Annotated in this window: 19 protein-coding genes; 6 read left to right on the top strand and 13 right to left on the bottom strand. The window is 63.8% G+C overall.

The genetic code is table 11. The features are described from left to right. Window positions 1-36 precede the first annotated feature (36 nt). Complete coding sequence (locus tag ACGYLD_RS09170) at window positions 37-966, bottom strand: DMT family transporter (protein ID WP_136720479.1); 930 nt, start codon at window positions 964-966, stop codon at window positions 37-39. Between the two features lie 55 nt (window positions 967-1,021). Then, on the bottom strand, window positions 1,022-1,621 hold the full coding sequence (locus tag ACGYLD_RS09165) for a LysE/ArgO family amino acid transporter (RefSeq protein WP_209219057.1): 600 nt from the start codon (window positions 1,619-1,621) through the stop codon (window positions 1,022-1,024). A 91-nt stretch (window positions 1,622-1,712) separates the two neighbouring features. Here ACGYLD_RS09165 and ACGYLD_RS09160 point away from each other — a divergent pair, with 91 nt between their 5' ends. Beyond that, the gene (locus tag ACGYLD_RS09160; RefSeq protein WP_394402226.1) at window positions 1,713-2,594 is read left to right on the top strand and encodes a LysR family transcriptional regulator ArgP; all 882 of its coding nucleotides are present in this window, start codon (window positions 1,713-1,715) and stop codon (window positions 2,592-2,594) included. Here the strand turns inward: ACGYLD_RS09160 and ACGYLD_RS09155 are convergent. Continuing rightward, entirely contained in the window at window positions 2,591-3,331 is a 741-nt protein-coding gene (locus ACGYLD_RS09155) for a YebC/PmpR family DNA-binding transcriptional regulator (protein WP_394402223.1), read from the bottom strand. The two genes, ACGYLD_RS09160 and ACGYLD_RS09155, sit on opposite strands and share 4 nt — an antisense overlap. A gap of 119 nt (window positions 3,332-3,450) precedes the next feature. On the opposite strand from ACGYLD_RS09155, the gene ACGYLD_RS09150 reads away from it, so the two are divergent. Next, the gene (locus ACGYLD_RS09150) at window positions 3,451-5,223 is read left to right on the top strand and encodes an SLC13 family permease (protein WP_322328161.1); all 1,773 of its coding nucleotides are present in this window, start codon (window positions 3,451-3,453) and stop codon (window positions 5,221-5,223) included. 65 nt (window positions 5,224-5,288) lie between these two features. After that, window positions 5,289-6,158 (top strand): bile acid:sodium symporter family protein, encoded by an 870-nt coding sequence (locus tag ACGYLD_RS09145; protein ID WP_394402220.1) that lies wholly within the window; start codon window positions 5,289-5,291, stop codon window positions 6,156-6,158. 68 nt (window positions 6,159-6,226) lie between these two features. Here ACGYLD_RS09145 and ACGYLD_RS09140 read toward each other — a convergent pair whose 3' ends face one another. Further along, complete coding sequence (locus ACGYLD_RS09140) at window positions 6,227-7,648, bottom strand: hypothetical protein (protein ID WP_394402217.1); 1,422 nt, start codon at window positions 7,646-7,648, stop codon at window positions 6,227-6,229. Window positions 7,649-7,967: 319 nt separating this feature from the next. Between ACGYLD_RS09140 and ACGYLD_RS09135 the strand changes: the two genes are divergently transcribed. After that, window positions 7,968-9,002 carry a hypothetical protein gene (locus tag ACGYLD_RS09135; protein WP_271693230.1) on the top strand — a complete coding sequence of 345 codons (1,035 nt, stop codon included), beginning with the start codon at window positions 7,968-7,970 and terminating at the stop codon, window positions 9,000-9,002. Between the two features lies 1 nt (window position 9,003). Here the strand turns inward: ACGYLD_RS09135 and ACGYLD_RS09130 are convergent, their stop codons facing one another. The 4 genes from ACGYLD_RS09130 to mgtE form a co-directional block, all read right to left on the bottom strand. After that, entirely contained in the window at window positions 9,004-10,776 is a 1,773-nt protein-coding gene (locus ACGYLD_RS09130) for an SLC13 family permease (RefSeq protein ID WP_271693229.1), read from the bottom strand. A 94-nt stretch (window positions 10,777-10,870) separates the two neighbouring features. Then, entirely contained in the window at window positions 10,871-11,683 is an 813-nt protein-coding gene (locus ACGYLD_RS09125; RefSeq protein ID WP_271693228.1) for a TIGR00282 family metallophosphoesterase, read from the bottom strand. A gap of 39 nt (window positions 11,684-11,722) precedes the next feature. Then, window positions 11,723-12,310 carry a 5-formyltetrahydrofolate cyclo-ligase gene (locus ACGYLD_RS09120; RefSeq protein WP_394402212.1) on the bottom strand — a complete coding sequence of 196 codons (588 nt, stop codon included), beginning with the start codon at window positions 12,308-12,310 and terminating at the stop codon, window positions 11,723-11,725. Further along, window positions 12,307-13,710 carry a magnesium transporter gene (mgtE, locus tag ACGYLD_RS09115; RefSeq protein WP_168612242.1) on the bottom strand — a complete coding sequence of 468 codons (1,404 nt, stop codon included), beginning with the start codon at window positions 13,708-13,710 and terminating at the stop codon, window positions 12,307-12,309. The genes ACGYLD_RS09120 and mgtE overlap by 4 nt, the downstream gene beginning before the upstream one ends. A 122-nt stretch (window positions 13,711-13,832) precedes the next feature. Between mgtE and guaD the strand changes: the two genes are divergently transcribed. Then, window positions 13,833-15,134 (top strand): guanine deaminase, encoded by a 1,302-nt coding sequence (guaD, locus tag ACGYLD_RS09110; protein ID WP_394402208.1) that lies wholly within the window; start codon window positions 13,833-13,835, stop codon window positions 15,132-15,134. 24 nt (window positions 15,135-15,158) lie between these two features. Here the strand turns inward: guaD and ACGYLD_RS09105 are convergent, their stop codons facing one another. From ACGYLD_RS09105 to ACGYLD_RS09090, 4 genes are all read right to left on the bottom strand, one after another. Continuing rightward, window positions 15,159-15,578, bottom strand: a complete 420-nt coding sequence (locus ACGYLD_RS09105) for a CAP domain-containing protein (RefSeq protein ID WP_394402205.1) — start codon at window positions 15,576-15,578, stop codon at window positions 15,159-15,161. Continuing rightward, complete coding sequence (locus tag ACGYLD_RS09100; protein ID WP_394402203.1) at window positions 15,575-16,909, bottom strand: 8-oxoguanine deaminase; 1,335 nt, start codon at window positions 16,907-16,909, stop codon at window positions 15,575-15,577. The genes ACGYLD_RS09105 and ACGYLD_RS09100 overlap by 4 nt, the downstream gene beginning before the upstream one ends. A gap of 134 nt (window positions 16,910-17,043) precedes the next feature. After that, a complete protein-coding gene (hisN, locus tag ACGYLD_RS09095) occupies window positions 17,044-17,844 on the bottom strand; it encodes a histidinol-phosphatase (protein ID WP_394402200.1) in 801 nt (266 codons plus the stop codon). An 83-nt stretch (window positions 17,845-17,927) separates the two neighbouring features. Beyond that, on the bottom strand, window positions 17,928-18,302 hold the full coding sequence (locus ACGYLD_RS09090) for a helix-turn-helix domain-containing protein (RefSeq protein ID WP_394400268.1): 375 nt from the start codon (window positions 18,300-18,302) through the stop codon (window positions 17,928-17,930). 628 nt (window positions 18,303-18,930) lie between these two features. Here ACGYLD_RS09090 and ACGYLD_RS09085 point away from each other — a divergent pair. After that, on the top strand, window positions 18,931-19,707 hold the full coding sequence (locus ACGYLD_RS09085) for a Bax inhibitor-1 family protein (RefSeq protein ID WP_394400270.1): 777 nt from the start codon (window positions 18,931-18,933) through the stop codon (window positions 19,705-19,707). A gap of 76 nt (window positions 19,708-19,783) precedes the next feature. Here the strand turns inward: ACGYLD_RS09085 and ACGYLD_RS09080 are convergent, their stop codons facing one another. Then, a complete protein-coding gene (locus tag ACGYLD_RS09080) occupies window positions 19,784-20,473 on the bottom strand; it encodes a VIT family protein (RefSeq protein ID WP_271693220.1) in 690 nt (229 codons plus the stop codon). Window position 20,474: the final 1 nt, after the last annotated feature.

Below are 20,474 nucleotides of genomic sequence, written 5' to 3'. Positions count from 1 at the left end.
ACTCGTCAATCAAGTACCAACCTACGGGGCGGAAGGTCAGAATTTCGTCGCATGCGAGGGGGGCGTGACCTGCCGTTTCAGCATCGCTTCGCGCCATGTGATAAAGGTGACAGAGCCCAAGATCACCGCCCCGCCCAGCACGACCCAGAGGTCCACCGGCTCGGCAAAGACCACCACGCCGAGGATCGTGGCCCAGACCAATTGCAGGAAAGTGACCGGCTGCGTCACCGTCACCGGGGCGGCGGCAAAAGCCAGCGTCATGGTGAAATGCCCCGCCGTTGCGAAAAAGGCGACCCCGGCGAGGATCAGCAGTTCCTGCGGTGTCGGCGTGATCCAGACGGCAAAGGCGAAGGGCGCCAGCCCGATGGTCACGAAGATCGACAGCATGGTCACGATCATCACCGGGCGCGCCTCATCCGCCAGCACCTTGGCCAAGAGGTAGGACCCGGCAAAGACCACCGCCGCCAGCAACATCGCCAAATGCCCGGTAGAGACTTCGCGAAAACCGGGCCGCAGGATGATCGCCGCCCCCGCCAGCCCCAGACAGACCGCCACGATGCGCCGTGCGGCCAGCTTCTCCCCCAGAAAGATCGCGGCACCCACGGTGACATAGATCGGCGCGAGGTAGTTCATCGCGGTCACCTCGGCGATGGGCAGGCGGGTCATGGCGTAGAACCACAGGATCACCCCGCCCGCGTGGCACAGGCCCCGCATGCCGAAAAGCCCCCATTGCCGCCGGCTCACCGGTGTGGCCAGCAGCGACCGCAGGACCGGCAGGACAAAGACCAACCCCATGGCGTAGCGCAGGAAAGCGGCTTCTGCCGAAGGCAGCCGCGGCCCCATGTATTTCACCAGCGCGGTCACGCCGATGAAACAGGCCCCCGTCACCAACATCCAAAAGACCCCGACAAGCGGGCGGTTGGGCGGAGCGGGAATGTCGGGGGTGGTGGCGGGAGAGTGTGTCATGCCGCGACCCTTTCCCAAAGCGCTGCCAAGGGCAAGATGGGCGCGGCATTTTTATTCACATCGCAAGCAATTTGATGGCAATCGCCCACATGGTCACGGCGATGATGGCGTCCAAGACCTGCCAACTGCGCGGTCTGGCAAAGAGCGGCGCCAGCAGCCGCGCGCCATAGCCCAGTGAAAAGAAGAAGACGAAGCTTGCCAGCACCGCCCCGATGCCAAAGCTGAGCCGGTCCGGATATTGCGCCGAGATCGAGCCGAGCAGCACCAAGGTGTCGAGGTAGACATGCGGGTTCAGCCACGTCAGCGCCAGCAGTGTTAGGATCGCCTTGCGCAGGCTGCGGGTGGATTGCCCCTCGGCCTCCAGCGCCTCCCCGCCCTGCCATGCGGAAACCGCGTTGCGCCAGCCGTACCACAGCAGGAAGGCCGCGCCGCCATAGCGCATCAGCGGGCCGAACCACGGGGCCGCCTCGGCCAGCGCGCCAAAGCCTGCGACCCCCGACATGATCAACACCGCGTCCGAGGCAGCGCAGACCAGCACCACCGGCAGCACATGTTCGCGGCGCAGCCCTTGGCGCAAGACAAAGGCGTTCTGCGCCCCGATGGCCATGATGAGGGTGAGGCTGAGGGCGAAGCCGGGAAGGAGAGAGGTGAACATTAAAGGCGTCCTATAACATGGGTTGCCTTTGCCTAACCCGGCGGTTCAGATTACTCAAATTCAATAGTCTATGTCAGGATTAGCAAAACTTATGCAGCTCGACAGCGCGCAGCTAACCGCCTTGGCCCATATCCTGCGGCTCGGCAGTTTTGATGCCGCGGCGGCGGTGCTGGGGGTGACCCCCTCGGCAATCTCGCAACGGGTAAAAGCGCTGGAGGATCGTGTGGGGGCCACCCTCGTTCTGCGCGGCCAGCCCTGCACCGGCACGCCCATGGGCCAGCGTCTTGCCAAACATGCGGAGGATGTGGCCCTGCTCGAAGCGCAGGCGCTTGGCGCGGGCGATGCCACCGCCCCGCCCCGGCTGCGCCTTGCCGTGCCTGCGGATGTCTTGGCCACATGGCTGATCCCGGCGCTGGCGCAGGTGCCCGACATGCTCTTCGATCTGATGATCGACGACCAAGACACCTCTGCCGATTGGCTGCGACGGGGGGAGGTCAGCGCGGCGGTGACGGGGCAAGCCCGCGCGGCACCGGGCTGCGATGTCCTGCCCTTGGGGGCGCTGCGCTATCATGCCACCGCCAGCCCCGCCTATCGCGAGACCTGGTTTGCCGAGGGCGTCACGACCGAGGCGCTGGCCCGCGCGCCGATGCTCACCTTCGATCATAAGGATCAACTGCAAGGGCGGTGGCTGATGCGAAAGACCGGGCAACGGCTGACCCCGCCGAGCCACCACCTCCCCTCAAGCCACGGCTTTGTCGCGGCGGCGCGGCAAGGGCTGGGCTGGGGGATGAACCCCGCGCCGCTGGTGGCCGAGGATATGGCGGCGGGGCGGCTCGTGTCACTTGACGACGCGCTGCCGCTGGATGTGCCGCTTTACTGGCAGGTGGCGCGGATCATGGCGCCCGCGCTGGCCCCGCTCACCGCCGCCATAAGGGCCGCGGCGCGCGAGGCGCTGGTGCAAATGCCGCGTTAAAGCTGCGACATAACCTCGTCGGAGGCCTCAAAGTTGGTGGTGACGCGCTGCACGTCGTCATCTTCCTCAAGCGCATCGATCAGCTTCATCAGCTTTTCCATGTTCTCAAGATCCATCTCGGTGGTGGTGGTCGGACGCCAGATCAGCTTGGTCGATTCCGACTCGCCCAATTCGGCCTCAAGCGCGGTCGACACGTCGTTGAGATCGGTGTCGGCGCAATAGATCACATGGCCTTCTTCGGAGCTTTCCACGTCTTCGGCGCCCGCTTCGATCGCGGCCATCATCACGGTGTCGGCGTCGCCCACGGAAGCCGGGTAGATCACCTCGCCCTTGCGCTCGAACATGAAGCCGACCGAACCGGTTTCGCCCAGATTGCCGCCGTTCTTGGTGAAGGTCGAGCGCACGGTCGAGGCGGTGCGGTTGCGGTTGTCGGTCATCGCCTCAACGATCACCGCCACGCCATTGGGGCCATAGCCCTCATAGCGGATTTCCTCGTAATCCTCGCCCTCACCGCCGACGGCCTTCTTAATGGCGCGTTCGATGTTGTCCTTGGGCATGGACTGGCCCTTGGCCTCTTTCACCGCCAGACGAAGACGCGGGTTCTTGTCCGGGTCGGGGTCGCCCATCTTGGCCGCGATGGTGATTTCCTTGGAGAGTTTGGAAAACACCTTGGCGCGCAGCTTGTCCTGACGGCCCTTGCGATGCTGGATGTTTGCCCATTTGGAGTGACCGGCCATGAATACCTCGTTCTGGCAATGCGTTTGCGCCACTCTATATGCCAGCATCACCGCTGGAACAAGCCACCCGGCCTGTGCTTAGCTTTCCGCCAATGGGGCAACCACGTTAGACCGGATTTATGACCACTGATCAGATCATCCTTTTCACCCTCTTCGGCGCGGTCTTTGGTCTGCTGCTCTGGGGGCGGTTTCGCTATGACATCGTGGCCTTCGGGGCGCTGATGCTCGGCGTGGTGCTGGGGGTGGTGCCCACGGAAAACGCTTTTGACGGTTTCGGCCATCCGGCCACGCTGATCGTGGCGCTGGTCTTGGTGGTTTCGGCTGGGTTGGTCCGTTCGGGCGCGGTGATGCTGATCACCCGCACGCTGGTCGACAGTTCGCGCAGCTTGGGCGCGCATATCACCATGATGGGCGCCGTGGGCGGGGTGCTGTCGGCCTTTATGAACAATGTCGCCGCCTTGGCCCTGCTGATGCCGGTCGACATCCAGACTGCACGCAAGGCGGGCCGCGCGCCGGGGCTGAGCCTGATGCCACTCAGTTTCGCCACCATCCTTGGCGGCATGGCCACGCTGATCGGCACGCCGCCCAATATCATCATCGCCTCCATCCGGCAGGAATCCTTGGGCGCGCCTTTCAAGATGTTCGATTTCGCCCCCGTGGGCGGGTTGGCCGCCATTGCGGGGCTGATCTTTGTCGCGCTGATCGGCTGGCGGCTGATCCCCGCCCGCGAAGACGCGATGATCGAGGCTGAGGACATCGCCCAATATATCGCCGAGCTAACCGTGCCCGAAGGCAACAAACAGATCGGCAAACGGCTGGCCGAGTTGCAAGAAGAGGCGCATCGCGCCGATGTGGCGATCTTGGGCCTGATGCGCGACGGCAAGCGGCGCTATGGCACGGCGCGCAACGTGGTGCTGCAAGCCGGAGACGCGATCGTGCTCGAGGCCACGCCCGACGCGCTGGACGAATTCCGCAGCACGCTGAACCTCGCGCTGGCCGACCGGGACCGCGAAGACCTGCTGCTGGCTGACGGTGACGGGGTCGAGATTGTCGAGGTCGTGGTGACCGATGGCTCGCGGCTCAACGGGCGCACGGCGCAGGCGGTGGGCCTGTCGTGGCGGCAGCGCACGGTGCTTCTGGGCCTGTCGCGACAGGGCCGCAAGATCACCTCGCAACTGCGCACGACTGAGCTGAAACCGGGGGATATCCTGTTGCTGCTGGTCCCGCGCGACACGGTGGCCCATGTCACCGACTGGCTGGGCGTGCTCCCGTTGGCCGACCGGGGGCTTGCGGTGACGCAAGACAGCAAGACATGGCTGGCCATTGCGATGTTCGCGGGGGCCGTGGCGGCGGCCTCTTTCGGGCTGATCTACCTGCCCATCGCGCTTGGAATCGTCGTGGTCGGCTATGTGCTGGCCAAGATCGTGCCGCTGTCGGAACTCTATACCCATATCGAATGGCCGGTCATCGTGCTGTTGGGCTCCATGATCCCGCTGGGCGCGGCCCTGGAGACCTCGGGCGGGACCGAATTGATCGCGGGCGCGCTGGTGGGGCTGACCGAGGGACTGCCCGCTTGGGTGGTCCTCACGGTTCTGATGGTGGTGACCATGTCGCTGTCGGATGTGCTCAACAACACCGCGACGACCATCGTCGCGGCGCCGGTGGGCATCCAGATGGCGCAGTCGCTCGGCGTTTCCCCCGATCCGTTCCTGATGGCGGTGGCGGTGGCGGCCTCCTCGGCTTTCCTCACGCCGATTGGGCATAAGAACAACACGCTGATCCTTGGCCCCGGCGGCTATTCCTTCGGCGACTATTGGCGCATGGGGCTGCCGCTGGAGATCATCGTGGTCGCCGTCTCGATCCCCGCGATCCTGTTTTTCTGGCCGCTGTAATCCCGGCATCCCCGCGCGTGACGCTTGCCAGAACGTATTTGCCGCCCCTAGGCTGATTTCCAGCTTTGGGGGGACAAATGGACATTCTAATCAACGTCGTACTGCCGCTGTCATTGGCGATCATCATGCTGTCACTGGGGGTGGGCCTCACGGTCCCAGACTTCACCCGCGTGGCGAAATACCCGCGCGCCTTTGCCTTGGGCGCGCTTTGCCAAGTGGTGCTGGTGCCCGCTGCCGCATGGGCGGTGGCCATGGCCTTTGGCCTGCGCGGAGAACTGGCCGTCGGGCTGATGATCCTCTCCTTCTGCCCGGCCGGCGTGACCTCGAATATGATCAGCAAATTCGCGCGGGGCGATGTGGCGCTTTCAGTGACTTTGACGGCGGTGGTCTCGCTTCTGAGCATCCTGACCGTGCCGGTCTTCACCGCCATCGCTGTGCGGCATTTCATGGGCGATGCCGCGCCGGATGTTTCGGTCGCGGCGCTGGCGGTCGCGATGTTCGTGATCACCACCCTGCCCGTGGCGCTTGGGCTTGCCCTGCGCCACCTCGCCCCCGGCTTTGCCGCGCGGATCGAGCCGGGTCTCTCCGCTCTCGCCGCGCTGCTCTTCGTGCTGATTGTCCTCGCCGCATTGGCCGGAAATTGGAGCGTTTTCACCGAGAATCTCGCCCGCCTTGGTCCCGCGCTCATCAGCATGAACGCGGCGCTGTTGTTGCTGGGGCTGGGCATTGCCGCAGCGGCCGGGCTGGCGTGGCAGACGCGCAAGACGATCTCGGTCGAAGTGGGCATCCAGAACGCGACGCTTGGCATCACCCTCGCCGGATTGATCTCGGGCCAAGCGTCGGGATTCAGCGCCTATGCTCTGCCCTCGGCGGTCTATGGCATCACGATGTATCTGGTGGCCCTGCCCTTCGTCCTTTGGATGCGCGGACGCTGAGGGCGACGCCCGCCAAGCAAAAGGCGCGCCCCGAGGGACGCGCCTTTCGTCTTTAGACTGACGGCCCCTTAGGCCATGTCGAAAGCGTCATCCTCGCAGGTGTCCACCCCTTCGTCTTCTTCCTCCGGCACGGAGGCGAGGGTCAGCGCGTCCATGAGGGCGCTCGTGGGGTCGGAGGTATCGGCCTCGGAGCCCTCCATGTCAGGGTCGACCATACCAGACACCTCAAGCACCTCGCCGCCGCTCTCATCCGAGTCCACCACGACACGCATGCCGCTCAGATCGATATCTTCGAAAGACAGCGAGCCGGGATAGGTCCAGAGGGTGAAGTTCGTGCTTGTGACCTCATCATCGGAACTGTCAGCGGTCGTGCCGAACTGCAGACCCACATCGAAGCTGCCCCCCGCTTGGGGACCACCCGCGAAACCCTCGACACCGTCATCCACGGCCTTCACATCCGTCAGGTGATAGCCTTCGGCGTTCACATCAGGGAAGAAGTTCAGTTCTTCGATTGCGCTGCCATCAGTCACATTGAAGAAAAGCCCGTTGATGTCAGCGTGGGATTCCGCTTCGGGATCAGTGGGCGAGAGGTTGAAGTGCAACTGCCCCTCCGGCGTTTCCGTGACGGCGATTGTGATCTCCCCACTCTCTCCCATCAGGAAATTAAGAACGGACTTATCGTCGCCACCGGTATCACCCCCTTGCGTACCACCCGAACCAGACCCCTTAGTGCCGCAAGAGCCGGAACCTTTGGTGCCGCCGGAGCCGGAGCCTTTAGTCCCGCCGGAGCCGGAGCCTTTCGTACCGCCAGAACCGGAACCCTTGGTGCCACCAGAACCGGAGCCCTTCGTGCCGCCAGAACCGGAGCCTTTCGTACCGCCGGAACCGGAACCCTTGGTGCCACCAGAACCGGAGCCCTTCGTGCCACCCGAGCCGGAGCCTTTCGTGCCACCCGAGCCGGAGCCCTTGGTCCCACCCGAGCCGGAGCCCTTCGTTCCGCCGGAACCGGAACCCTTAGTGCCACCCGAGCCGGAGCCTTTCGTGCCGCCAGAACCAGAACCCTTCGTGCCACCCGAGCCGGAGCCCTTGGTGCCACCAGAGCCGGAGCCCTTCGTACCGCCGGAGCCCGAACCTTTCGTGCCACCAGAACCGGAACCCTTGGTGCCGCCCGAGCCAGAGCCCTTCGTGCCGCCAGAGCCAGACCCCTTCGTGCCACCCGAACCGGAACCCTTTGTACCACCCGAGCCGGAACCTTTCGTGCCGCCAGAACCGGACCCCTTGGTCCCACCCGAACCAAAGCCTTTGCCGTCATCGTTCCCGTCGAACTTCCCGGCCAAGTGCTTGTCATACCACTTCGCGAAGGAGGAGCCCTCTACCCCGCCGTTGTGATAGGACTTCGTTCCGCTGGCATCGCAACCGCTGCCCGCTTCACCGCCAGTGGACCAGCTATTGTCCTTGCTGTTCCAACCCTTTGAGAATCTGTAACCCATGACGCCAATCCCTCATATGCATTTGCAGCCGCGGCCGCTTTGCAGCGCCGCATCCCCCACTGACCTGTGAAGCTAGCAGCGGCGCCTATTTCCGCCAAATTCTTTCCATTTTTTGGGTAAATTGGGCCGACAAAGCGTGATAAATCGAAACAGTGAGACACCCTGAGAGGGCATTGTTCTTTCGTGCAGGTCAAATGCGCTGATGGGGTGCGAATCACTCCCGTCGGGATAGGTGGAAATTGCCTTTGTTTTGCCCAAAACCCGCCGTACCCTCGTCAGCCAGCCGACCTAGACAGGCGAAAACACCAGCGGAGGCCCCATGGCACGACCCAAGGAACAAAGCGCTCAGGCCCAGATCGCCGCGGCGGCGCGCAAGCATTTCGGGCAAGATGTGGCGCGGGTATCGGCGCCGGGCGGCGAAAACCGGTCGAGCTTTCGGCTGCATCTGACCGACCGCACGGTGATCGCCACCCTGCGCCCGAACTTCCGCCGCACCCATCTCGAAGCCCATGTGCTGACCGAGCTTGGCCGCCACTGCAGCGACCTGCCCGAATGTCTGGGCGTTGTGGGAGAGATCATGTTCCAATCCGACGTCGGCAAACGCCGCCTCAACGTCGAGGTCGCGCGGGTGGAACGCGCCGAACAGCTTACCCTCGCAGCCGAGGCCGTCTCGGCCATCTTCCGCATCCACGGCGCCGCGCGCCAGACCGAGTTGAACGCGATCATGCCGCATCTGGGCAACAACCGCGACTGGGTGCTGAACTTCGTCGATGCGGTGGATTTTCTGAAAGACCTCGGCGGCGGCATCTCGGACCAGTTCGACCGCACCGCCGCCTATGAACGCATCAACGCCCCGGCGCGGCAATTCGTCAAATGGGACTGCCGCTCAGGCAATGCCGCGATTGGCGCGGATGACAAGCTGCGCTGGTTCGACTTTGAATATGCCGGTCTGCGCCACGGGGCCGAAGACATCGCTTGGCTGATCGGGGATGAGGCATGGCCCATCGCCCCGCCGGATATGGTGGATGTGGTGATCGACGCCTTCGATCCGACCTGCGGCATCGCCCTGCCCGACTACCTCGATTACCTCTCGGTCTACCTAACCTTCCACGCGGTGCAGCGGCTCAAACTGATCAGCAAAGAGGCCAAGAAGCGCGGCTGGCTGAGCAAGGACCGCATCCGACGCTATGACGACGCCGGGGTGCATCCTGAATTCGCGGCCCATATCTGTCGGGTCGGGGCCTATTTCTCGGACCAATCCGAACTCACCGCCCCGCTGACCCGTAACTTCCTTGAGGCGCAAGCGGGCTTTGACGCAATCGTCGCCCAGTCCGACGTGCCGCGCAGCGCCTAAGCTACCAAATGAGCGGGATCACCGCGCTGACCAGCACCGACATGCTCAGGTTCAGCGGGATCCCGATGCGCATGAAATCGGTGAAGCGATAGCCCCCCGGCCCGTAAACCAGCGTGTTGGTCTGATAGCCGATGGGCGTGGCAAAGGCGCAGGAGGCAGCGATCATCACCGCCACCACCAGCGGGCGCGGGTCCATGCCAAGCGCGGTGCTGAGGCTGATGGCAATCGGCGTCATAATCACCGCCACGGCATTGTTGCTGACGATCTCGGTCAGGATGGTGGTCAGCAGGAACACCGCCCAGATGATGAAAAACGGCGGCAATTGCGCCAGCCCCGGCGCGATATTGTCGACGATTAGCGTGATCGCGCCGGAATTCTGCAAGGCCGCGCCAACCGCCAACATGGCAAAGATTAGCGCCAGCAAACGCCCCTCCACGAAAGAGAAAGCCTCCTCCGCGTCGATACAGCCCGTCACCAGCACCACGGCCACGGCGATCACGGCCAGCAGGAGGATTGGCGCCACGTTGAAGGCCGCCAGCGCCACGATCCCCACGAGGGCGGCAATGGCGATCGGCGCATGCCCCCGGCGGAACGCCCGGGCCGAAGGTTGGGTCACATCGACAAGGTTCATCTCGCTCGCCAGCCGCTGGATGTCTTCGGCAGCCCCTTCCAGCAGCAGCGTATCGCCGACCTTGACGATCAACTGGTCAAGCTGCTGGCCGATGTTCTGGTTCCGCCGATGCACCGCCAGCGGATAGACCCCATAGCGCCGCCGCAGCCGCATTGAGCCCAAGCTGCGCCCCACCATCCGGCAACCCGGCGTGATCAGCACCTCGACGGTCGTGGTCTCCACTGCCGAAAGCTGGTCGACCCGGCGGAGTTCCTTGTTGTTTTGCAGACTGAGAAGCTCGGTCATCTGGGTGCGCAGCACGACACGGTCGCCGACCTGAAGCGCGACTCCTTTGAGGTTGCGACGCAATGAATCGTCGCCCCGCACCACGTCGATCAACCGCACGCCCTCGCGTTTAAAAAGCTGCACGTCCAGCACTTCACGGCCAATTAGGTTGCTTTCGGGCGGGATCACCGCCTCGGTAAAGAATTTCATCTTGGATCGGTCAGAGAGCATATTCGCCATGCTGTCGCGCGCGGGCAGCAGCCGGTCGGCGAGGAGCAGCATGTAAAGCAAGCCCCAAGCACAGACCACAAGGCCCACGGGCAGGATCTCGAAAATGCCGAAAGGGGCCATGCCCTGCGACCGCGCCACACCATCGACCAATAGGTTGGTGGAGGTGCCGATCAGCGTCAGAGAGCCGCCCATGATCGCGGCATAGCTGAGCGGTATCAACAGCTTGGAGGCCTTGGTGTTCAGCGTGCGGGTCAACTGTACCACCACCGGGATCATGACCACCACCACGGGCGTGTTGTTCATGATCGCACTGGCCGCCATGACCGACAGGATCACCCCCGCCACCGCCGTCTTGGGGTGGGTCTTGGCCGAGCGTTCGGCCAACCGCGTCAACACATCCAACGCCCCGGTGCGGACCAAGGCCCCCATGATGATGAACATCGCCGCGATGGTCCAAGGCGCGGGGTTTGAAAGCACCTCAAGCGCGTCATCATAGGGCAGCACGCCAAGGGCCAGCAGCAAGGCCGCCCCGGCGATGGCGACGACTTCGGTCGGAAAGGCTTCGCGCAGGAAAAGCACGAACATCATGCCGACAACCACGAGGGTAAGCACCGCCGTCTCCATCGGAGAGAAGCTGAAAAATTCCATCAAGAACCTGTCATTCGGGCAAAAGGCCGTTGTCCAGTTACGCCGATTGCAGCCCTCGGTGCAAGCGCGACGCACGGGCCGCGCCTTGCTGATCTTAAGGGGCGCTGGCCTGAAGGGCACCGCCCTCACGCACCGGGACGATCCGCGTGGCGCGGCCCGTGCGGTCGTCAGTCTCGATATAGACGCCCGACAGGGTTGCTTCGCCATTGGCGGGAGTAAAACGTTCGCGCGGCATGCCGGTGATGAAACGGCGCAGCGGCTCGGCCTTGTCCATGCCGATCACCGAATGATAATCGCCGCACATGCCGGCATCGCTCAGGTAGCCCGTCCCGCATGGCAGGATCATCGCATCCGCCGTGGGGACATGTGTATGGGTGCCGACCACAAGGCTCGCACGCCCGTCGCACCAATGGCCCATGGCCATCTTCTCACTCGTGGCTTCGCAGTGCATATCGACAATGATCGCCTGCGCCATGCCGCCCAAAGGATGGGTTTTCAGCACCGGCTCCAGCGCCGAGAAAGGGTCATCGAAGGGCCGCTTCATAAAGACCTGCCCGAGCGCTTGGGTGACCAGAACCTTCTTGCCGTTCTGCGCCGTGAACAGTTTAGCCCCCTTGCCCGGCGCGGATTTGGAGAAGTTCAGCGGGCGGATCACCCGCGGCTCCTGCTCGATAAAGCTGAGCATGTCTTTCTGGTCGAAAGCGTGATCGCCAAGGGTCAGACAATCGGCCCCAGCATCGAGGAGCGTCTTGGCATGTGCGCCCGAAAGCCCCATGCCGCCGGTCGCATTCTCGCCGTTGACCACAATGAAATCGAGCTTCCAGTCGCGCCGCAGCCGCGCCAGATTTTCGGTGATCGCCCGCCGTCCGGCCCGGCCCATCACATCGCCAAGAAACAAAATCTTCATAACTTATGGACTAGGACGCGCGCGGCTTGGCGGCAACCCTTATTCCGCGTGGGACGGAGGTTGGCCCGGCGTCACCTCGATCACCCCGGCTTCGGTCACGATCAGATCGAGCGGCGCGTCGGTGTCTTCTAGCGGAATGTCGTCCCACTCCTGCCCCGCGAAGGCAAAGCCGATGGCCAGCGTGGCCCGCCGCCTGCGCAGCATCGCCAGCGTACGGTCATAAAAGCCGCCGCCATAGCCCAGCCGCCCGCCCGCGCGGTTGAAGGCCAATAGCGGCACGATCACGATCTCGGGCTCAAAAAAGTCGGTTTCTGCGGGGATCATCGCGCCGAAGGTGCCCGGCACCATCGCTGTCTCGGGGGTCCAACGGGCAAAGGACAGCGGGTGGTTCGGCTTTTTGATCACTGGCACGCCGACGGGACCATGGGCGCAAGCCTCAGCCATGGCGGGGCGTGGATCAATCTCCGTTCGGATCGGCATGAAACCCGACAGCGGCACGCCGCGGCAGCCTGCCAAAACCTCGGAAAGATAGCCCGCCTGCGCCGCATTCGCCTGTTCGAACAAGGGCTTACGGCGGACAAAGGCCGCCTTTCGCGCCTCGGCCTTCCGGGCGGCGCAATCGCTCACAACAGCACCAAGGCGGCAAGGCCGAGGAAGGCGAAAAAGCCTACCACATCCGTCACCGTCGTCACAAACGCGCCTGAGGCAAGCGCCGGGTCCACCCCGAACCGCTCCAGCAAGATCGGGATGCCGGTGCCCGCAAGCCCCGCTACCACGAGGTTGATCACCATGGCCGTGGCGATGACATAGCCCAGCCCCGGCGAGCCGAACCAAAGCACGCCGACGATCCCCATGATCACCGCGAATATCAGCCCGTTGACCAGCCCCACCAAGACCTCACGCCGGATCACCCGCCAAACGTTGGAGCCGGTGAGGTCTTTGGTCGCGATGGCGCGCACCGCCACCGTCAAGCTCTGCGTGCCTGCGTTGCCACCCATGGAGGCCACAATCGGCATCAACACGGCCAGCGCCACGATCTGCGCAATCGCCGCCTCGAATTGCGAGATCACCACCGAAGCCGCAATCGCCGTCACAAGGTTCACCGCCAGCCACGGCAGCCGCTGCTTCGTCGTCTCCGTCACCCGGTCAGAGAGCGACCCCTCGCCCACACCCGCCAGTCGCAGGATGTCTTCTTCGTGTTCTTCGTCGAGCACGGCCATGGCATCGTCAATGGTGATGACCCCAATGAGCCGCCCCTCTTCATCGACCACGGGGGCCGAAATCAGGTGGTACTGGTTGAAGGCATAGGCCACATCGCCCTCATCGCGCATGGCAGGGATGATCTGAAAGGTCTCTTCCAGAATATCCGCCAGACGCGTCTCGCGGCGCGAGCGCATGAGCTTGCCTAAGGTCACATTGCCCACCGGGTGCAGGCGCGGGTCGACCATGACGATGTGATAAAACTGATCCGGCAGGTCTTCTTCCTTGGTGGCGCGCAGATGGTCGATGGCTTGGCCCACCGTCCAATGCTCTGGCGCCATGACAACCTCGCGCTGCATCAGACGACCGGCGGAATATTCGGGCCAGTTCAGCGCCTGTTCCACCGCGACGCGGTCGGTCTCTTCCAGCGCGTCGAGAATGGTTTCCTGCTGTGCGTCTTCCAGATCTTCGATCAGGTCGACCACATCGTCGCTGTCCAGCTCGCGCACCGCTTGGGTCAGAACCTGCGGCGTCAGGATGCTGATGACTTCCTCACGGACCGACTCGTCGAGTTCCGACAGGATCTCCCCGTCGAACTCCTGCCCGTAAAGCCGGATCAAGGCGGCGCGGTCGTCCTCGTCGATCTGCTCAAGAAGGTCGGCGATATCTGCCGCGTGTAGCGGCTCCATCAGTTGGGTCAGATGGGCCTGATCATTGGCCTCTACCGCCTCAAGGATCGCGGCCACCGCTTTGCGGTCCAGCACATAGGCCTCGGCACGCTCTTCAGGGGAGGCCGCCGGATCCAGCTCTTCGATCTGCTCTGACATCCGCTGCTCTCCGTCTCTGCGCCTTTGTTGAGAACGATAGTATGCGAGCGCCCAAACCGATACAACGGCACCAGCGACGCTTCGGTATTGTTCCCCGTCCCGCCCTCACCTAAACCACTGGCATGACAAATCAACGACTCCTTTTGGGCGCGACGCTCACCTATTCCGGCAACCCGATGCAAAGCGCTTGGGAGGATGCCGTGAAGATCGACACCCAAGGCGGTGTGCTGATCGAAAACGGCCGGATCGCCGCCGTCGGCAAGGGGGACGCGCTGCGCGCCGCGCATCCGCAGGCCGAGGTGACGCGCTACGCCGATGCGCTGATCTGCCCGGGTTTTGTCGATGCCCATGTGCACTACCCGCAGACCGCGATCATCGCCTCATGGGGCAAGCGGCTGATCGACTGGCTGAACACCTATACTTTCCCCGAGGAGATGCGCCTGTCGGATCCCGCCTACGCGGGCGAGATTGCCGCGCGCTATCTGGACCTGACGCTGGCCCATGGCACCACCACGGTCGCGTCCTATTGCACCATCCACCCCCATAGCGCCGATGCGCTGTTTCAGGCGGCGGCGGAGCGGGGCCAGCGGATCGTCGCGGGCAAGACCTGCATGGACCGCAACGCGCCCGAAGGGCTGCGCGACACGGTGCAATCGGCCTATGACGACAGCAAAGCGCTGATCGAGCGCTGGCACGGCAAGGGCCGCGCGACCTATGCGATCACGCCACGTTTCTCGCCCACCTCCACGCCCGAGCAGCTCTCCACCCTCGGCGCGCTTTGGGCCGAGCATCCGACCTGCCTGATGCAGACGCACCTCAGCGAGCAGACGGATGAGATCGAATGGGTCCGTGACCTGTTCCCAGAGGCGCGCGATTACCTTGATACCTATGAGGCCCACGGCCTGCTGGGCGAACGCGGCCTCTACGGCCATGCGATCCATCTGGAACCGCGCGAGATTGACCGGCTGGCGGAGGTCGGCGGTGCGCTGGTGCATTGCCCGACCTCAAACACCTTCATCGGCTCGGGGCTGTTCGACATGACCGGCCTTGCCGCGCGGGGCATCCCGCTGGCGCTGGCGACGGATACCGGCGGCGGCTCGTCCTTTTCGATGCTGCGCACCATGGCGGCGGCCTATGAGGTCGGCCAGCTGCGCGGCACGCCGCTGCATGCGGCACAGCTCATTTGGCTGGCCACCGCAGGCTCGGCCTGCAGCCTGCATTTGCAAGATCATGTGGGTTCACTGGCCGAAGGGATGGACGCCGACATCACCGTGCTGTCGCTCGACTCCACCCCCGCCATCGCGCAACGTCACGCGGCGGCCAAAGACATTTGGGAAAGCCTTTTCGCCACGATCATGATGGGCGACGACCGCGCGATTGCGGATGTTTGGGTGGCGGGCGCACGGCGGGGCGGCACGGCGTAACGCGCCTCCCGCCGAGGGCTGGGCTCAGCAGGGCGCGCCCAGCACCATGACCCAGACCGCGTCATCGGCCCGGACCAGCCCCATCTCCTCGGCCCGGGCGTCGACCATGTTGCGGTAATGCCCCGGCGAGTTGGTCCAGCCGGTCATGACCTCATCAAGCGACTGCTGCCCCTTGGCAATATTCTCGGCCACGAAACACCATTCATAGCCCGCCACCGCCGCGCGGCGGCCAACATCGGTGCCATCGCGGCCTTCGTGGCTGAAATAGTCATGCGCAGCCATGTCGCGGGCGTGGTCTTGCGCCGCCTGCTCCAGACGGCTGTCATAGCTCAGGGGCTGCAACCCCTTCACATCGCGCAGGGCGTTCACCCTGTCCAAGCCCATCGGGTCGGCCAAGGCGGGCATCCCCGCCAGTATCAGTATCGAGAGTAAAACCGGCTTCATTCAGCCAAGCCTTTCGCCAAATCATTCTGCCGCGCCACCTGAGCGGCCATGTCGATGGTGGTGATTTGACCATCGCGCACCACCTGTCGGCCTTCAACGAAAAGGTCGCGCACCGCCGTGGGACCGGCAAGAAGCAGCGCAGCCGGATCCCAACTGCCCGCGCTGTGCACGCCCGAGACATCCCAGATCGCCACATCTGCCCGTTTGCCGGGCATCAGCCGCCCGCAATCAGGCCGCCCCAACACATCCGCCCCGCCCCGCGTGGCCAGTTCGAGCGCCGCGCGCGGGCTCATCGCATCGGCACCGCGGGCCACCCGCTGCAACAGCATCGCCTGCCGCGCCTCGGCGGCCAGATTGCCGCTGTCGTTGCTGGCCGAGCCATCGACGCCCAGCCCCAGCGGCACGCCCGCATCCAGCATCGCCCGCACCGGCGCGATGCCCGAGCCAAGACGGCAGTTTGAGCAGGGACAATGCGCAACCCCCGTACGGGTCCGGGCAAAAAGGTCGATCTCGGCCCCGTCCAACTGTACGCAATGCGCGTGCCAAACATCATCGCCCAGCCAGCCGAGGCTTTCGGCATATTCCCCCGGGCTGCAGCCGAACCTCTCCTGTGAATAGGCCACATCCTCGGCATTCTCGGCCAGATGGGTGTGCAGCATCACGCCCTTGTCGCGCGCCAGCAGCGCCGTGTCGCGCATCAACTCCCGGCTGACCGAAAAAGGCGAACAGGGTGCCAGTCCGACCCGGCACATCGCCCCTTCGGCGGGGTCGTGAAAGGCGTCGACCACGCGGATGCAGTCTTCCAAAATGGCCGCCTCACGTTCCACCAGCGCATCGGGCGGCAGGCCGCCATCGCTTTCGCCGATGCTCATCGAGCCGCGGGTGGGATGAAAGCGCAGCCCAAGTTCGGCGGCGGCGTGAATCGTATCCTCCAGCCGCACGCCGTTCGGGTAGAGATAAAGGTGGTCCGAACTCAGGCTACAGCCCGAAAGCGCCAGTTCCGCCAGCCCAATCTGGGCCGAGACGAACATATGCTCTGGCCCCATGCGCGCCCAGATGGGGTAGAGCCGTTGCAGCCAGCCAAAGAGCAGCGCATCCTGCGCCCCCGGCACGGCACGGGTCATGCTTTGGTAAAGATGGTGGTGGGTGTTCACGAGGCCCGGCGTGACGACACAGCCCGTCGCCTCGACAATCTCACCCTTTGTCCGAAGGCCCTGCCCGATCTCGGCAATCATCCCGTCGCGCAGCAGCAGGTCCGCGCCTGCAAGCTCCCGCCGGGTGTCGTCCATCGTGATAAGGTAATCCGCGCCGCGGATGAGGGTCTCTGCCATAGGTCACACTTTCGCTATGCCCGTCTCATGCAAAGTGTGTGTGGCCGATGGAAAACGGGCGAGAGAACCGACCTTCTGGGGGATTTATCGCATCCCGCCGGGGCCGGTCAATCCGGGGCTTCCCGACAATTGGATCAATAGGCGGAAAGGATCGCAAGCGCTTGGGCGTGAATGTCGCGGTTGGCCGCGGCCAGCGCCCTGCCCCCTTCATGCACCGGGTTGCCCTGCCAATCGGTGACGATCCCGCCTGCGGCTTGGATCACCGCGATGGGCGCTTGGATGTCATAGGCGTTCAGCCCCGCTTCGATCACCAGATCGACCTGCCCCGCCGCGACCAGCGCATAGGCGTAGCAATCCATGCCATAGCGGGTCAGCAACGCCTGCGAGGCGACGGCGCGAAAGGCGCTGGCCTCCTCGCTGCTGCCGACCTCGGGGAATGTGGTGAATACGATGGCCTGACGCAAATCCCGCGCCGCACGTGTCTGCAAAGGGTGGCTGCCGTGCGGCCCGCTTAACAGCGCGCCATCCGGCGCCCCCTCGAACCGCTCCCCGATATAGGGCTGGTCGATGATGCCATAGAACGGGCCCGAGGCGTCGGAAACCGCGATCAGCACGCCCCAAGTCGGCGTACCGCTAAGAAAGCCGCGCGTCCCGTCGATGGGGTCGAGCACCCATGTCAGCCCCGACGTGCCGGGCTGCGCGCCATATTCCTCACCCAAGATGCCATCTGCAGGCCGCTCCGACGCCAAGATATCGCGCATCGCCCGTTCGGCGGCGCGGTCGGCTTCCGTCACCGGATCAAAACCGGTGCCGAGCTTGTTGTCGGCCTGCAGATCAAGCCTGCGGAAATAGGGCAGGATCACCTGCCGCGCCGCATCCGCCATCAGATGGGCGACGCGGCGGATATCGGGATCGAAGTCACTGGTGTTCATCATGGCGAAGACCTGACAGTTTGCGCCCCTCTGCGCAAGCCTGTCATGGCGTTAAAGCCGAGCCTTACCGCCGCGAAGGGGTGGGCTCAGGCCACGTCGCTCAAGACGCGGGCCAGTTCGAACAACCGGCGGCGCTGGTTCTCTGGGATGGCGTAGTAAGAGCGCACGAGTTCCATCGCTTCCTTGTCGGCCATCAGATCGGCAGGCAGCCCATCCATCGGCGCGCCCTCGCCGACTTCCTCATCCTTCAGCCCTTCGAAGAAAAAGGACACAGGCACCCCAAGCGCATCGGCGATATCCCACAGCCGGGACGCGCTGACGCGGTTCGCGCCGGTTTCATATTTCTGTATCTGCTGGAATTTGATCCCAACCAGTTCCGCCAGTTTTTGCTGGGTCATCCCCGTCAGCCAGCGGCGCTGTCGGATACGCTTACCTACATGTACATCTACCACATGCACCATATTCTCTAATCCTTATAGGGCACATGTGACCGTGCCAATCTCAGTTCCAAACAAGGACGAAGTGTGCCGTTGCCTCGCACGATACCGCAGGGGTTGCGCGAAAGTTCTACCTCCTATCATAGCGGTTGCGTTGAATTCGGCCAAGAAATTTCACGTGATGGTAAAATTCGGCCCTGTATCGACTGCAACCTCAGGCGGTGCACTGCCCCTCTCATTCTACGGCCGGCGGGCATAAAATCCCCAATTATCTTTGGGTCTGTCGGCTTCCCGCTCGGCAACCAATAGATGAACGCAAAGGATATCAATCGGTTCCCCTCGGAATGCCTCAAATGCCATGTTTCCGCAGTTGAGGCGGTGGGACAGCCCGCCGCGCGGACGCGCGCCTGCGCGAAACGCATCGGTGCTTTTCCGCCGACGGGCCAACTGCGAACGCGCCGGGCGCGGTGACCGCAGGCCATGCCGCCCCGCCCTGCGCTCCCCGAACAACTTACTCCCGCGAAACCCGCGATTATTGCCGTGATATCAGGCTGCAAGACACTTGAAATTCGCCCTCTCAGGCCCGATATTCAAAGCCAAGAACGTGTCGGCTTGGTTTTTGACACGCAACTTTGCCAATGGGAGTCACTAAATGGCTGACGTCAATTCAATTCGCTCTGCTGCCGGGTCGCGCGTCTCCGCGATCGACGAGGGTCTGCGCGCTCATATGAACAAGGTGTATGGCACCATGTCCATCGGCATGCTCATCACCTTCGCCGCGGCCTGGGCCATCTCGGGCCTTTCGGTCACTTCCGACCCTTCCGCAGCCGTGGCCCAACTCAGCCAGGATAAATACCTGACGCAATTGGGTTATGCGCTCTATGCCTCGCCGCTGAAATGGGTCGTGATGTTCGCCCCGCTGGCCTTTGTCTTCGGCTTTGGCGCGATGATCAACCGCATGTCCGCCGCCACGGCGCAGGTCGTTTTCTACGCCTTTGCCGCTGTCATGGGCATCTCGATCAGCTCGATCTTTCTGGTCTTCACCGGCTATTCCATCGCGCAGGTCTTCCTGATCACCTCCATCGCCTTCGCGGGTCTGTCGCTCTGGGGCTACACCACTAAGAAGGACATCTCCGGTTGGGGCAGCTTCCTGATCATGGGTGTGATTGGTCTGGTCGTCGCGTCGATCGTCAACATCTTCCTCGCCTCCTCGGCGCTGATGTTCGCGATCTCGGCAATCGGTGTTCTGATTTTCGCGGGTCTGACCGCCTATGACACCCAGAAGATCAAGACCGAGTATCTGGCCCACGCCCATCATGGCGACACCGAGTGGCTGGGCAAGGCCGCGATCATGGGCGCGCTGAGCCTCTATCTGGACTTCATCAACATGTTCATGATGTTGCTGTCGCTCTTCGGCAACCGCGAGTAATCGCATTGCCAACCGATACGAAAGGCCGGCTCCGAAGGGGGCCGGCCTTTTTCTTTGGTGCTATCTCAGCCTGCGGTCATCCAATTGCACCAAAGAGATGCCCGACCCCGGCGGTCACAGCCATCGCCAGCCCTCCCCAGCAAAGCACGCGCCCGATGGCGGGCCGCTTTGGCGCACCGCCCAGTTGCGCGCCGCCCGCGCCGAGCAGTATCAGCGCTAGCAACGCCACCAAGGCAATGGTCACGCCGCGCAGCCCCGCCGGGGCCAGAACCGCCGCAAACAGCGGCAGCCCGCCGCCCAGGGCAAAGGCCAATGCCGAAGCGCCCGCCGCCTGTAACGGATCGGCCTGACCGGCGAGGCCGAACATGCCCAACTCTTCGCGCGCATGGGCGCCGAGGGCGTCATGGTCGGTCATCTGGGTGGCGACCTCTAGAGCCAGGTCGCTTTGCACGCCCCGGTTCTCCAGCCCTTCGGCCAGTTCGCTGAGTTCATAGTCCGGGTCTTCGATCAGGGCGACGCGCTCGCGCTCCAGATCGGCCTTCTCCACATCCGCCTGCGCCGAGACCGAGACATATTCCCCCGCCGCCATCGAAAGCGCCCCGGCGGTAAGCCCCGCAAGCCCCGTCAGCAGGACGTTGCCCTGCGTCATGCCCGCCGCGCTCACCCCGACCAGCAGGCTGGCCGAGGAGACGATACCATCATTGGCCCCCAAAACGGCGGCGCGCAGCCAATTGCTGCGGTTGATGAAGTGACCTTCTTTGGGCATC

The sequence above is a fragment of the Sulfitobacter sp. 1A12056 genome (assembly GCF_043558125.1).
Taxonomy (GTDB): Bacteria; Pseudomonadota; Alphaproteobacteria; order Rhodobacterales; family Rhodobacteraceae; genus Sulfitobacter; species Sulfitobacter faviae.
The sequence above is the reverse complement of the archived record's forward strand: the minus strand, read 5'-3'. Positions and strand labels throughout refer to the sequence as shown.

Excerpts from the sequence above, each read along its gene's own strand:
- ACGYLD_RS09170 (WP_136720479.1), bottom strand. The coding sequence starts at position 966 with ATGACACACTCTCCCGCCACCACCCCCGACATTCCCGCTCCGCCCAAC.
- ACGYLD_RS09165 (WP_209219057.1), bottom strand. The coding sequence starts at position 1,621 with ATGTTCACCTCTCTCCTTCCCGGCTTCGCCCTCAGCCTCACCCTCATC.
- ACGYLD_RS09160 (WP_394402226.1), top strand. The coding sequence starts at position 1,713 with ATGCAGCTCGACAGCGCGCAGCTAACCGCCTTGGCCCATATCCTGCGG.
- ACGYLD_RS09155 (WP_394402223.1), bottom strand. The coding sequence starts at position 3,331 with ATGGCCGGTCACTCCAAATGGGCAAACATCCAGCATCGCAAGGGCCGT.
- ACGYLD_RS09150 (WP_322328161.1), top strand. The coding sequence starts at position 3,451 with ATGACCACTGATCAGATCATCCTTTTCACCCTCTTCGGCGCGGTCTTT.
- ACGYLD_RS09140 (WP_394402217.1), bottom strand. The coding sequence starts at position 7,648 with ATGGGTTACAGATTCTCAAAGGGTTGGAACAGCAAGGACAATAGCTGG.
- ACGYLD_RS09135 (WP_271693230.1), top strand. The coding sequence starts at position 7,968 with ATGGCACGACCCAAGGAACAAAGCGCTCAGGCCCAGATCGCCGCGGCG.
- ACGYLD_RS09130 (WP_271693229.1), bottom strand. The coding sequence starts at position 10,776 with ATGGAATTTTTCAGCTTCTCTCCGATGGAGACGGCGGTGCTTACCCTC.
- ACGYLD_RS09125 (WP_271693228.1), bottom strand. The coding sequence starts at position 11,683 with ATGAAGATTTTGTTTCTTGGCGATGTGATGGGCCGGGCCGGACGGCGG.
- mgtE (WP_168612242.1), bottom strand. The coding sequence starts at position 13,710 with ATGTCAGAGCAGATCGAAGAGCTGGATCCGGCGGCCTCCCCTGAAGAG.
- guaD (WP_394402208.1), top strand. The coding sequence starts at position 13,833 with ATGACAAATCAACGACTCCTTTTGGGCGCGACGCTCACCTATTCCGGC.
- ACGYLD_RS09105 (WP_394402205.1), bottom strand. The coding sequence starts at position 15,578 with ATGAAGCCGGTTTTACTCTCGATACTGATACTGGCGGGGATGCCCGCC.
- ACGYLD_RS09100 (WP_394402203.1), bottom strand. The coding sequence starts at position 16,909 with ATGGCAGAGACCCTCATCCGCGGCGCGGATTACCTTATCACGATGGAC.
- hisN (WP_394402200.1), bottom strand. The coding sequence starts at position 17,844 with ATGATGAACACCAGTGACTTCGATCCCGATATCCGCCGCGTCGCCCAT.
- ACGYLD_RS09090 (WP_394400268.1), bottom strand. The coding sequence starts at position 18,302 with ATGGTGCATGTGGTAGATGTACATGTAGGTAAGCGTATCCGACAGCGC.
- ACGYLD_RS09085 (WP_394400270.1), top strand. The coding sequence starts at position 18,931 with ATGGCTGACGTCAATTCAATTCGCTCTGCTGCCGGGTCGCGCGTCTCC.
- ACGYLD_RS09080 (WP_271693220.1), bottom strand. The coding sequence starts at position 20,473 with ATGCCCAAAGAAGGTCACTTCATCAACCGCAGCAATTGGCTGCGCGCC.